At 46.5% G+C, this 12889-nt stretch carries 10 protein-coding genes; 7 read left to right on the top strand and 3 right to left on the bottom strand.

Features of this window, described 5'->3' with window-relative positions; all coding sequences use genetic code 11:
* Nucleotides 1-5 precede the first annotated feature (5 nt).
* Both proQ and PUN32_RS03850 read right to left on the bottom strand, forming a co-directional pair.
* Entirely contained in the window at nt 6-629 is a 624-nt protein-coding gene (gene proQ, locus PUN32_RS03855; protein ID WP_274721862.1) for an RNA chaperone ProQ, read from the bottom strand.
* Nucleotides 630-729: 100 nt separating this feature from the next.
* On the bottom strand, nt 730-1203 hold the full coding sequence (locus tag PUN32_RS03850) for a GAF domain-containing protein (protein ID WP_274721861.1): 474 nt from the start codon (nt 1201-1203) through the stop codon (nt 730-732).
* An 85-nt stretch (nt 1204-1288) separates the two neighbouring features.
* On the opposite strand from PUN32_RS03850, the gene PUN32_RS03845 reads away from it, so the two are divergent.
* From PUN32_RS03845 to rsmF, 4 genes are all read left to right on the top strand, one after another.
* The gene (locus tag PUN32_RS03845) at nt 1289-3085 is read left to right on the top strand and encodes an ABC transporter ATP-binding protein (RefSeq protein ID WP_274721860.1); all 1797 of its coding nucleotides are present in this window, start codon (nt 1289-1291) and stop codon (nt 3083-3085) included.
* Between the two features lie 42 nt (nt 3086-3127).
* Nucleotides 3128-4369 (top strand): paraquat-inducible protein A, encoded by a 1242-nt coding sequence (locus PUN32_RS03840; RefSeq protein WP_274721859.1) that lies wholly within the window; start codon nt 3128-3130, stop codon nt 4367-4369.
* Nucleotides 4370-4378: 9 nt separating this feature from the next.
* On the top strand, nt 4379-7018 hold the full coding sequence (locus tag PUN32_RS03835) for a PqiB family protein (RefSeq protein WP_274721858.1): 2640 nt from the start codon (nt 4379-4381) through the stop codon (nt 7016-7018).
* A gap of 119 nt (nt 7019-7137) precedes the next feature.
* Nucleotides 7138-8559: a 16S rRNA (cytosine(1407)-C(5))-methyltransferase RsmF gene (gene rsmF / locus PUN32_RS03830; RefSeq protein WP_274721857.1), complete on the top strand. Its 1422-nt coding sequence runs from the start codon at nt 7138-7140 to the stop codon at nt 8557-8559.
* A gap of 186 nt (nt 8560-8745) precedes the next feature.
* Here rsmF and PUN32_RS03825 read toward each other — a convergent pair whose 3' ends face one another.
* Complete coding sequence (locus tag PUN32_RS03825; RefSeq protein ID WP_274721856.1) at nt 8746-9579, bottom strand: CvfB family protein; 834 nt, start codon at nt 9577-9579, stop codon at nt 8746-8748.
* A gap of 100 nt (nt 9580-9679) precedes the next feature.
* Between PUN32_RS03825 and PUN32_RS03820 the strand changes: the two genes are divergently transcribed.
* From PUN32_RS03820 to PUN32_RS03810, 3 genes are all read left to right on the top strand, one after another.
* The gene (locus tag PUN32_RS03820) at nt 9680-11029 is read left to right on the top strand and encodes a hypothetical protein (protein WP_274721855.1); all 1350 of its coding nucleotides are present in this window, start codon (nt 9680-9682) and stop codon (nt 11027-11029) included.
* A 160-nt stretch (nt 11030-11189) separates the two neighbouring features.
* Nucleotides 11190-12251: a 3-deoxy-7-phosphoheptulonate synthase gene (locus tag PUN32_RS03815; protein ID WP_166012992.1), complete on the top strand. Its 1062-nt coding sequence runs from the start codon at nt 11190-11192 to the stop codon at nt 12249-12251.
* Nucleotides 12252-12260: 9 nt separating this feature from the next.
* Complete coding sequence (locus PUN32_RS03810) at nt 12261-12743, top strand: YajQ family cyclic di-GMP-binding protein (RefSeq protein ID WP_166012991.1); 483 nt, start codon at nt 12261-12263, stop codon at nt 12741-12743.
* Nucleotides 12744-12889 lie beyond the last annotated feature (146 nt).

Genomic DNA, 12889 nt, shown 5'->3' with positions numbered 1-12889 from the left:
CTCCCTTATGCGCGCAAGTGCTCCGCTTTCACAACCATTTGTAGGCCGTTGGCAAGTTGAACACGCACATCTTCCTTATTGATTTCAACGATGGTCGCTGCCATGTTGCCTTTACCCATATTCACGTTAACAGATTTACCGACGTTGAGCTCTGTTGCGGTCAAAGTGCGCGTTTCTACGGGCTTTTTCTCTACTTTTGGTGCATGTTGTGGACGACGCGCTTGTGGTTTTTTCACCGCAGGCTTGTTTGCTTTCGCTTCTTCACGCACTTTTTTAGCTTGCTCTTTACGACGTGCATCTACACGAGCTTTACTTTCAGCTAACGTGGTTTGTGCATGTTCTACGTGTTGCTCTTCCAGTTCACCACAAGGGTTACCATCCAAGTCAACCCGAGTTGCACCAGGTTTTACACCATGTAAATAACGCCAAGAAGAGGTGTACTGTCTTAATGCGGCACGAAGCTGTGTTTTGCTGACTTTAGTGTCTTCATTTAAGCGATCAGCAAGATCCTGAAAAATACCAATTTTCAGAGGTTTTGCTTCACCTTCTAAAGTAAAGCAGTTAGGGAAACATTCAGCAATATACGCGATAACTTCTTTGCTGTTTTTTAACTTTTCAGTGTTTTCCATGGGGATTCCTGGTTATTGCGGCTGCCCGCCAAACATTGATGTTCAAATATGTGCGGTATTATAAAGACCTGCAACGGAAAAACCACAGGCAAAGGGCAAATTATGCTTTATTAGCCTGTGAATTGAGCAGCTTTTCCACTTCCTTCATCAAATAGGTCAGGCCTTGTTGGTCAATTTCACTAAAACGGCCTATGTTTGGACTATCGATATCCAATACCCCTGCAACTTTTCCATTAATTGAGAATGGGATAACGATTTCTGAATTGCTGGCGGCATCGCAAGCAATATGTCCGACAAATTGGTGAACATCATGTACGCATTGAACTTTATTTTCGGCCACGGCAGTCCCGCACACGCCTCGCCCAATCGGGATCCGCACACAGGCTGGTTTACCTTGAAATGGACCAAGAACCAACTCTTGATCTTGCATCAAATAAAAACCGACCCAATTGAGTTCAGTCAGCTCCATATTGAGTAAGGCGCTGAGATTAGCAAGATTAGCGATCAGATCGCTCTCACCTTCGAGTAAGGCGATCGCTTGCTGAGTTAGACGTTGGTACTTCGGTAAGTTCATAATAATTTCCATTTAAAAAAGAAAGACTTCATATCTTGAACTACGTACAATGCGCACAAATTAAATAGGATGCATTCTCATTAATATGACGTACTTCAATGACACTATTAGCCGTTCTTGGCTGATAACTCAAGTAAAAAAACATCAAGCTAAACTGCTGTTTGCTAACTTGATTGCCATTATCGCCACGCTGATCAGCGTACCTATTCCGCTACTAATGCCATTAATGGTGGATGAGGTTCTGCTCAATCAACCCGCTAAAGGGTTGGCGGTGATGAATCATTTTCTTCCTCAGGCTTGGCATACCGCGACTGGCTATATCATGCTGACTCTGCTGATGGTGATCGTGCTGCGCATTATCAGCCAGTTGTTAAACATTTTACAAAACCGCCAGTTTACCTTGGTTTCGAAAACCATTACTTACGAAATGCGACGTAAGATGATTGAGAAGCTAGGTCGGATCAGTATTCGCCAGTATGAAACCCGCGGTAGCGGCGGGATTAATGCCCATCTGGTCACCGATATTGAAACCATCGATCAATTTATTGGTTCCACGTTGAGTAAATTTTTGATCTCGTTATTAACCGTGATCGGGATTGGTATAGTGCTGCTGTGGCTGGAGTGGCGACTCGGGCTGTTTATTTTGCTGGTCAATCCGATTGTTATCTATTTTTCAAAAATGCTCGGTAGCCAAGTTAAACACCTGAAGAAGAAAGAGAACCAAGCCTTTGAGCGCTTTCAAAATCGGCTGGTGGAAACTTTAGATGGTATCTATCAGTTACGTGCCGCCAATAAAGAGCGTGAGTTTATTCGCCGCCTGATTGCCGATGCCGATGCAGTGCGGAGCAATGCCGATAAATACGCTTGGCAATCGGAAGCAGCCAGTCGCCTCTCCTTCCTACTCTTTTTACTGGGGTTTGAGCTGTTCCGCGCGGTTGCTATGTTAATGGTGGTATTTAGTGACCTCTCTATCGGGCAGATTTTTGCAGTGTTTGGTTATTTGTGGTTTATGCTTGGTCCAGTTCAAGAGTTGCTCAGTGTTCAGTTTTCTTGGTATGCGGCTAAAGCGGCCTTAACGAGAATTAATGGCTTATTAGAGCTAGAAGAAGAGTATCGCCCGGTCAGCAAGGTCAACCCATTTACGCAAGCGGGTGAAGTCGCGATTGAGATCGACCAGGTCAATTTCTCCTATGATGAGGAAACCCAAGTCTTAAATCAGCTCTCTTTAACCATTCCAGCGGGTAAAAAAGTCGCATTGGTCGGTGCCAGTGGTGGTGGTAAATCGACGCTGATCCAGCTATTAATCGGGGTATATCGCGCACAAAGTGGCGCAATTCGCTTTAATGGACAGCATTGTGATGACATCAGCTTCGAAGTAATTCGTGATCAAATTGCTGTTGTTTTACAACAACCTATACTGTTTAATGACACTTTGCGGCATAATCTTACCCTTGGCGGTCAATTTAATGATCAAGCCTTGTGGCAAGCGTTAGAAATCGCTCAATTGCATGATGTGATCAGTAAGCTCGATCACGGGCTCGATACGCAAATTGGTCGTAATGGGATCCGTTTATCTGGTGGACAAAGACAACGCCTTGCTATCGCGCGTATGGTACTTTGTGACCCGAAATTTGTGATTTTGGATGAAGCGACCTCCGCATTAGATACCGCAACCGAAGCGGCATTACATCGTGCGCTGTCAGAGTTTCTAAAAGGACGCACAACCTTGATTGTGGCGCATCGCCTATCAGCGGTGAAACAAGCGGACTTAATTTATGTACTGGAAGATGGACATGTTAGCCAATCAGGCACGCATCGTGAGCTACTTGCACAAGAAGGTCTCTATCAAACCCTGTATGGCACGCTACAGTCGCAGCACTAATCATCACTCACCTCATCTCACGTTACATCAGGGGATCAGCGCATGATCCCCAATTCATTACCTCAACATGCCACACCAGCGCGTGATATCCGTTTATGTCCCGGTTGTGAGTTGGCAATCGATGCCTTGCCTGCTGCTCAAGGCTACACCGCTTATTGTCCTCGCTGTGCAACTCAACTCTATCGCGGTGGTACGCCATTGCTTACTGGTCATTTAGCACTGGCGATTACCGGCTTACTGCTGTTTATTCCCTCGCATTTTTTCAGCTATATCAATATTCGTTTGTTTGGGGTACTGATCCCTGCCACCTTACCGCAAGGCGTGGTGGCATTATGGAGCGAAGGCTATTGGCCTTTAGCCATACTGGTGCTGTTTTGTAGCTCAATCGCGCCGCTACTGCTTTGTTTAAGTGTGATCAGCGCCCATTGCGCGCTCCGCTTTGGCTACTTTTCACTGCTACGCTATGCATTATTCCTGCTGCATCATCTTAAAGCGTGGGTGATGTTAGATGTATTTTTAGTCAGTGTGGCCGTTTCATGTTTTAAACTGAAAGATTATTCCGACATTTTTATTGGACCTGGGTTATTGGGGCTGGTGCTACTGCAGTTGTGCACGCTATTACTGCTTAGCCGGATCAGCACTCGCCACTACTGGGAAGCTTGGCACAGCGAAAGCGAATATTGCCTATCGAGTAAACAAGTACATTGCTATCACTGTCATCTTTCTCAACCAGAAAGCCGACATTGTGTTCGCTGCCAGCATCCGCTTGAGCATCGCAAACCGAATTCGATTGAGCGTACTTGGGCTTATGTTTTGGCGGCCACGGTAGCGATTTTTCCGGCTAATTTGATCCCGATTTCGATTTTGATCACCAAAGGTCAACGGATTGAGGATACGATTTTTTCCGGAATCTTATCGTTAGTCAAAAATGGTATGTGGGGTATCGCGCTGATTATTTTTATTGCCAGTATTGTAGTGCCGGTGATTAAAATAGTCGGCCTCGCCTACTTATTATTGGCGATTAAATTTAAGCGCCAAGTGCATCGTAGACAACGGATGATTATTTATCGCGGTGTTAAATGGATCGGTAAATGGTCAGTCATGGATCTGTTTGTAATATCGATTATGCTCACCTTGGTTGATCGAGGTCAAATCCTTGATTTTAGCCCAGGTTATGGGGCGGTCGCTTTTGGTATGGTTGTGGTTCTGACGATGTTGGCGACGGAGAGTTTAGACCCTCGCCTACTATGGGATGAGAACAACTCCACGGGTACTCAACAATAGGTTGTTTGAATGAGTCAACAAAATACAACACAAACGGCGTACACACCGGATATCCGCAAATCGAGAGGATTCTCTCCACTATGGATTTTACCACTGGTTACTATGGTGTTGGCGGGCTGGTTAGTATTCAAAGCGATCCACGATGCCGGAGTGCGGATTCAAATTCAGTTTGAAAATGCACAAGGGTTGGTTGCCGGACGTACCACGATTCGCTATCAAGGCTTAGAAGTCGGCATGGTTCGCGATATCAAACTTTCGGAAGCTCTCGACAGCATTTACGTGCACGCGGATATTTACCCAGAAGCGACGCAATTGTTATCTAGCCAAACCCGTTTTTGGATGGTTAAACCGACCGCCAGTTTATCCGGCGTTTCTGGGCTCGATACCTTAGTCTCTGGCAACTATATTGCCATTCAACCCGGCGCCTTGCATCAAGATGACTACCCAACCCAATACCAAGCCTTAGACTCTGCCCCCTCTGATTTGCTGGCTCAGCGCGGTTTGACCATTTCGCTCAAAGCAGATGATTTAGGCGGTATTTCAGTCGGTTCACAAATTGTCTATAAAAAAATCCCTATTGGTGAAGTATTTAGCTATCAATTGGATGATGATGCGCAATCGGTGACCATTCACATCTCAATCAAAGATGAGTACCGCCATATTATTAATACCGAAAGCCGTTTTTGGAATGTCAGTGGGGTGGAAACTCGGATCGGTTTTGATGGCGTGGATGTGCGACTGGAAAACTTAAGTGCCCTGATTGGCGGTTCCATCGCGGTGGACTCACCGGAAGAAGGTAAACCCGTGGAGCAAAATGCTCAATTTCGCTTATATCGCGATCTAAATACCGCCGGACGTGGGATCGCAATTTCCATTACCTTACCAGATGATAACCATATCTCGGCTGCGGGTGCGCCAATTATGTATCGCGGGATCGAAATTGGCCAAATCACCGACTTACAATTGACCGACAATCGGAACAGCATTGTCGCTGCCGCGGCGATTCAACCAGCATTTAGTGACATGCTCAATAGTGGTAGCCAGTTCATTTTGGAAGAAGCGCAAGTCTCTCTGACTGGGGTGGAAAATTTAACCAATCTCGTTAAAGGCAATTACCTCTCCTTGATCCCAGGCTCAGGAGAACGTGCGCGGACTTTCAATGCGATACGCAAGAATGAATTCAAATATGCGCGAGCTAATAGCATCAGTTTTAACTTAGTCGCCGATAATTCATTTGGCTTGGAGGCCGGAACGCCGATCCTTTATCGCGGGGTCGCGGTAGGTAGCATTACCGACGTTAAGCTTAAACTCGATGCGGTCGAGTTTAGTGTGGTGATTGATGAGCAGTATCGGGAGTTGATCCGTTCACAAAACCGGTTTTATGTTACTGGCAGTGCCTCAGCGGAATTAACGGAATCAGGGCTATCTGTTTCTGTTCCTCCGGCAAAACAGTTGCTTTTAGGTTCGATCAGTTTTGCGAGCGAAGGCAGTGACACCGTACTTGATCAGTATCGCCTGTTTGCCAGCCAATCATTGGCCGAATTGGCCAAATACAATCAATCCGGCTCACGCTCATTGACCCTATTTGCCAATGAGCTTCCCTCGATCAATGCAGGCTCTCCCCTGCTATACCGTAATTTAAAAGTCGGGAGCATTGCCGGTTTTACGCTGACCAAAAACGGCGTGCAAATTGAAGCAACCATTGAAAAGCAGTATCAACATCTGCTGACCGCCAATACGGTGTTTTGGAATCGCTCAGGAGTGGAAATTAAAGCCTCACTGGATGGGGTGGATGTTAAAGCCGCGCCCTTACAAACCTTACTGCGTGGTGGGATTGCCTTTGATAGCCTGCCAGGAATTGAAAACAAAGTGGGTGCGATGTGGAAACTGTATCGTGACTATGATCATGCTCGCCGTTACGGCGAAAAAATCACCCTCACCGCTTTAGGTACCTTAGGGGTAAAAGTGGGCACACCAGTGCAGTATCAAGGGGTACAAATTGGTGAAGTGTTCCAAGTGATCCCCGATTTTGAGTCGGAGTTTGTCACACTCTCAGCGCGTATCGAGCCACAATATGCGCCTAAAATCGCTAAACAGAATTCGCAATTTTGGCTCTCACAAGCCAAAATCGGTTTAAGCGGAATTGAAAACGTGCAGAATTTGTTGGGACAAAGTATTGAAGTTCAACCCGGTAGTGGTGCTGACCGTTATGAATTTGCTTTGCACAAAGAAGCGCGTCATGGTGGCGCGGGAAAAACCTATATCTTGCAGAGTGAAAAGCGCGGCTCCGTCAGTGTCGGCACCCCAATCCTGTATCGCGATATTGAGGTGGGTAAAGTCATCGATGTCCGCCTCGGCGAATTTGCTGATCGGGTGATCACCACCATTCGGATTGCACCGCAATACACCTATTTATTGCGTGAAAACAGCGTATTTTGGAACGTATCCGGAGTAGATATGACGATTGGCATCACGGGAGCTAATGTGAAAGCCGGCACCTTTGACAGTATGTTACGCGGCGGGATCACCTTTGCCACCCCAGATCAAAAGCAATTGTTGCCCGCAGCAGCCGAAGATCACAGCTTCTATCTTCATCCGCAAGCTCAAGAACAATGGAGTAAATGGCGCACTCCAATCCCTAAACCATAAATCACTTTTAGCAAGCACAAAGCAGCCTATGGCTGCTTTGTCACTTGTTTGGCAAGCCTTTATGTCCTTGGGCTATCTGGTTATAATCAGCGGCCTTAATTGAACAACGGAACTTGCCTGTGCATCCGAACATTGCCCTGCCTGAAGAATTTATCGCATCGATGGCGCAAATACTCCCCGACTCAACGCAGCTCGCGGATTTTATTGCCGCTTGCCAACGGCCACTGCGTAAAAGCATTCGCGTCAATACCCTAAAAATTTCAGTCACCGATTTTGTGCAGCGTGCCACTGAGCACGGTTGGCAACTCACCCCGGTGCCTTGGTGTGATAATGGATTTTGGATTGAAGCCGATGAAAGCCAAGTACCGCTTGGCAATAGTGCGGAGCATATGGCAGGGTTGTTTTACATTCAGGAAGCCAGTTCCATGCTGCCTGTTGCAGCGCTATTTATGGGTAACGCTGAATATGAGCGGGTACTGGATATGGCCGCCGCTCCGGGTTCGAAAACCACCCAGATCGCCGCGCTAATGCACAACCAAGGAGTGTTGGTTGCCAATGAGTTTTCCGCCAGCCGAGTTAAAGTGTTGCATGCCAACATTGAACGCTGTGGTGTACGAAACAGTGCGCTGACCAATTTTGATGGCTGCGTATTTGGTGGTTGGCTGCCAGAGTGTTTTGACGCGGTGCTGATTGATGCCCCCTGTTCGGGAGAAGGCACCATTCGCAAAGATCCGGATGCGATGAAAAACTGGAGTATGCAAGCGATTCATTCGATCGCCGCGACGCAAAAAGCCTTACTTGAGAGTGCGTTTCAGGCACTGAAAGTTGGCGGCACGTTGGTTTACTCAACTTGTACCCTCAGCCGTGAAGAAAACCAGCAAGTCTGTTGGCATCTAAAACAGACCTATGGCGATGCGGTCAGTTTTGAGTCACTGGCGGATTTATTTGCGCAAGCCGACCGTGCTCTGACCGAAGAAGGTTTTCTACACATATTCCCGCAGATGTATGACTGCGAAGGTTTTTTTGTCGCCAAAATTCGCAAATTGGCGGCCGTCCCAACCCCTGAAGTACACAAACGGTTAGGTAAGTTCCCATTTAGCAAAGCCAGTGCTAAGCAGCAAAGTGAGATTGCCCAGCAGTTACATCGCGCACTTGGCGTGACCTTACCGGATCACTCACAAATTTGGTTACGAGATAATGATGTGTGGTTATTTCCACAGGCATTAGAGCCATTACTGGGTGAATTGCGTTTTTCGCGCATGGGCATAAAAATTGCTGAAGCACATAAATCCGGTTATCGCTGGCAGCACCAAGTGGCGACCTGTCTTGCTGGCGATAATCTCGCACACTGCGTTGAATTGGATATCGATCAAGCTCGAGAATGGTTTATGGGGCGAGATGTCAGACCCAGCGGGAACAGCGCTCAAGGCGAAGTGATAATCCGTTACGCTAACCATGTGATTGGTCTTGGTAAATGGGTCGGTAATCGAGTGAAAAACGGCTTACCAAGAGAGCTGGTGAGAGATAAAAATCTGTTTTAAGTGCTCAACCATCGAATGAAATTGTCAACGCGGGTCGCTATTTTCAAGCGCTATACTAAGCTTACAGCTAAACCAATCGCGATTTGATGTTGATTAGCGCAGGCTCTTCGGAGCCATTCCCCTAGGCCCTAAACCTGACTGTTAGGGCCTCTTTTTTATGCGTTGAGGTTGGGTTAACCGCCGCAATTAAACTAAGCGAATACCCTCATCCTCAATCACGATTTTGCCTTGCTTATACAAGCTGCCAATCGTCTTTTTGAACGTACCTTTACTGGTGCGGAAAGTGGCAAAAATCGCTTCTGGCGTCGATTTATCGCTCAATGGCAGAAAACCACCTTTCTTCGCTAAAGTGTCTAAAATCTTAGTGCTCAGATCATCCATTTTTTCGGTGCCGATTTTTTGCAGTGCAAGATCGATCTTGCCATCTTCGCGGACACTTTTAATGTAGCCTTTCAGCTTCTTACCAATGAATAACTTACCAAACACATCAGAGGCGAAAATCATCCCCCAGTGGGTGCCATTCACAATCGCTTTGAAACCAAGTTCAGAGCGTTCAGCAATGATCAAATCGACCGCCTGATTTGGCGTATAACGAGCCGGCGTTTTATCCAGCCATTTGTTGAATTTGGTGGTACCAACAATGCGGCCTGACGCTTTATCAGTGTAGACATAAACTAAAATTGTCTGCCCTGCATTAAAACGCGCTCGCTGCTCACTGTAAGGGATCAGCAAATCTTTACCTTTGATGCCCCAATTCGCAAATGCACCAGTGTTATTCACCCCTTCGATGGTCATTAAGCCCCATTCGCCGACCTGAGCAATCGGGGTTTCAGTCGTCGCAGCCAGTTGGTTTTCTGAATCAAAATACAGAAAAACATCAATAAACTGCCCGATTTCAATCCCTTCCGGTACAAAACGCTTAGGCAGCAAAGTGGTTCCGTATTCACCGGCATCCAAAAAAACGCCAAATTCGGCGAATTTCACGACTTCTAAACTATTAATTTGACCAATGTTAATCATATAAAACTGTCTCACAGCAAATTTGCGGAGATTATACGTTATCTCTGGTATGCTTTCTCGCATTCGAGCAATAAATCCCGCAATTTTACAGGAGTTTTCGTTGATTACCGTAGAGCAGCAAGATGCGGCAACCTTGACGATTGTCAGCCAGATGAGAGGCAGTAAAGAGCTTGATCTCAACTTTTATCTGTTTATTCCGGGTGAATTGGATATTTCACCGGAAGTGATCTCCGAATCTGAATTTTTTTATAGCTCGATCCACCAGCAACGTGCCTATTACAGTGATCAGATCCTACTGCCGCTGGTACACAGCCGCCTAGCCCAGCGTGGTCATCTTTCCACCACACAATATCGGGTGAGTTTGAGCTTGTTTGCTTACCAGTATGTGATTGCTCTAGATAAAGCTGTCGCGCAGCTTAATAACACCAGCGATACGGTCAGTGTGGAGGAAGTGGACAGTGTGATTGAGTTGTCGCTGGATATTTTACGTCGGTTACGGCGTAGCATTCCCTATGAAGAGCAGTTGAAGCGTTACTACGCCAACATTGATAACTACCTGTCTTGGTACACCGAGCAAAGTTTTTTATCGATGATTGCGCACATGACACGGGATAATGAGTACAAAATTAATAAAGATCGCCTGATCACTCTGATTGAAAAAGAACAAGCTCATCGGGCGCTCAATCAATACAACTCCGATCAAGCCAATCAAGACATTACTCGCTTAAGTAATAAAATGCGTTTGCTGCGCCGGCTGATCGAGCATCCGATCATCCTTAATGAAAAAATAGTGTCACTTGGCAACAATACCAAGCGCGCGGTGAAAGGACTGGCCACCGGTTTAGTCATGGTGGCAGTGACGATTACTGCGATTTCTGCCCGTGATTACTGGGGAGAGATTACCGCCTCTTTTATCATTGCCATGTCGTTTATTTATGCGTTACGCGAAATTTTTAAAGATGATTTGCGTGACATGATGTGGCGTTGGATCAGTAAAGGCAAAGCAAAATGGCGCCGCCACTATTTCGATCCAACCACAGGTAAACAGGTGGGCGATAAAGAAGAGTGGTTGGATTATAAAAAATTGAGCGATCTCCCCGACCGGATACAAGCGATCCGTAAAAAACGTATTGTGCAGCGTGAAGAGCAGATCTTGCATTATCGGTCGCATACTGAGATGTCAACCTCACGCTTTATGAGTGGCTATGAAGAGACGCGCGAAACCTTAATGGTCGACCTGCGGGCCATCATGCGCCAGATGGATAAGAGTTCCAACTACATTTATCAGCTCAACAATGGCCAAGTGAGCCGCGAGTCGGTGGAAAAACGTCATCTGCTGAATTTGATTGTCAAAGAGAATCATCATAAAGCTGAACCGACCTACTACCGCTGGAAAATCGTGCTCAATCGGAGTCGGATTGTCGATATTGAATCTATTCCGCTGACCTAAGCGCTATATTGATCGAGCGATGAGTGTGGAAAGTTTCACCAAATGTTATTTCAGCCACTCAATTTAACGCCATTTACACCGTTGTTTACGGTGCAATGGTTTATTCTCTCTGGCAAATTCGCTATCTTTAGCGCTTCGCCACAACAGGATAGGCGCTTGCATGCCACTGAAAACTGATGAATTAAGAACCCAAGCATTGGGTCCAATGCCAACACCCGCCGAATTGAGCCTCGCCCACCCGATCACCGAACCTGTCGCGTCAAGAATTGCACAGTCTCGGCGTCAAATTGAACGGATCTTGACTGGTGAGGATGATCGCTTGTTGGTGATTGTTGGCCCTTGCTCGATTCACGATACCGATGCAGCGCTCGAATACGCCCGCCGCCTAGCTGCGCTACAAAACAATTACCAAGAACAATTGTTTGTGGTGATGCGCACTTACTTTGAAAAACCGCGCACGGTCGTTGGCTGGAAAGGTTTGATCACCGATCCTAATTTAGATGGCTCCTACGCTTTAGAAACTGGCCTCAATAAAGCGCGCCAATTACTGCTCGATGTCAATAAACTCGGTTTAGCAACCGCGACAGAATTTCTCGACATGGTGACTGGGCAATATATTGCTGACCTCATTACTTGGGGTGCCATTGGTGCCCGTACTACTGAGTCACAAATTCACCGTGAGATGGCCTCTGCGCTCTCTTGCCCGGTTGGGTTTAAAAACGCCACCAACGGCAATGTGAAAGTTGCGATTGATGCGATCCGAGCAGCTAAAGCCTCACACTATTTCTATTCACCAGATAAGAATGGCCGCATGACCGTTTACCGCACCAGTGGAAATCCATTTGGGCACGTCATTTTACGTGGTGGAGATACAGGCCCCAACTTTGCGGCTGAGGCGATTAATGAGGCATGCCAACAGTTAGCCGAGTTCAATTTGGCTGAGCGCTTAGTGGTTGATTTTAGCCATGCCAATTGCCAAAAGCAGCATCGTCAACAACTGGATGTCGCGCGTGATATTTGCCAACAGATCGCCGCGGGCAGCCACCAAATTGCTGGCATTATGGCGGAAAGTTTCCTTGTGGAAGGTAACCAGCCAATGCATGATCTCAATAACCTGACTTATGGACTTTCGATCACCGATCCGTGTTTAGGATGGGACGATACCGCCACAATGCTCGACATGTTGGCACAATCGATCAAAGTTCGTCGTTCCCGTAATTAAGGAAAACCTATGCCTTCTTTTGATATTGTTTCAGAAATTGATGCCGTTGAACTGCGTAACGCGGTAGATAACGCCACTCGTGAACTGGCGACTCGCTTTGATTTTCGCAACGTAGAGGCCAGTTTTTCTCTGAAAGAAGAGACCGTTAAACTGGCGGCTGAAGATGATTTTCAGCTTGGACAGATGATGGATATTTTGCGTGGTAATCTCGCCAAACGTGGGGTTGATGCGCGAGCCATGAAAGCCAACGACTCAGTTCATATTGGTAAAAACTGGTACAAAGAAGCGGATTTTAAACAAGGTTTGGAAGCGTTACTGGCCAAAAAAATCGTCAAACTGATCAAAGATGCCAAAATCAAAGTGCAAGCTTCGATTCAAGGCGACAAAGTGCGAGTGACGGGTAAAAAACGCGATGATTTACAAGAGGTAATGGCGCTGCTACGTGAGGCCAATCTTGAGCAGCCACTGCAATACAATAACTTTCGCGATTAATCGCACATAACCACAATGGTTATAAAGCGAATAGTTATAAAGAGAAAATAGTTATAAAACGAATTCTGAATGCCCCATGACTCGGGGCATTGTTTTATCAACGGTGATTGACTCTGTGATCTCGAATCAATCATCGTGCAAAGTAC

The sequence above is a fragment of the Vibrio chanodichtyis genome, assembly GCF_028863985.1.
GTDB classification, from domain to species: Bacteria; Pseudomonadota; Gammaproteobacteria; order Enterobacterales; family Vibrionaceae; genus Vibrio; species Vibrio chanodichtyis.
This window is presented reverse-complemented; position numbering and strand designations above follow the sequence as displayed.

What these genes read in the sequence shown, in the direction of transcription:
- proQ (WP_274721862.1), bottom strand. Translation starts at nt 629, where the DNA reads ATGGAAAACACTGAAAAGTTAAAAAACAGCAAAGAAGTTATCGCGTAT.
- PUN32_RS03850 (WP_274721861.1), bottom strand. Translation starts at nt 1,203, where the DNA reads ATGAACTTACCGAAGTACCAACGTCTAACTCAGCAAGCGATCGCCTTA.
- PUN32_RS03845 (WP_274721860.1), top strand. Translation starts at nt 1,289, where the DNA reads ATGACGTACTTCAATGACACTATTAGCCGTTCTTGGCTGATAACTCAA.
- PUN32_RS03840 (WP_274721859.1), top strand. Translation starts at nt 3,128, where the DNA reads ATGATCCCCAATTCATTACCTCAACATGCCACACCAGCGCGTGATATC.
- PUN32_RS03835 (WP_274721858.1), top strand. Translation starts at nt 4,379, where the DNA reads ATGAGTCAACAAAATACAACACAAACGGCGTACACACCGGATATCCGC.
- PUN32_RS03825 (WP_274721856.1), bottom strand. Translation starts at nt 9,579, where the DNA reads ATGATTAACATTGGTCAAATTAATAGTTTAGAAGTCGTGAAATTCGCC.
- PUN32_RS03815 (WP_166012992.1), top strand. Translation starts at nt 11,190, where the DNA reads ATGCCACTGAAAACTGATGAATTAAGAACCCAAGCATTGGGTCCAATG.
- PUN32_RS03810 (WP_166012991.1), top strand. Translation starts at nt 12,261, where the DNA reads ATGCCTTCTTTTGATATTGTTTCAGAAATTGATGCCGTTGAACTGCGT.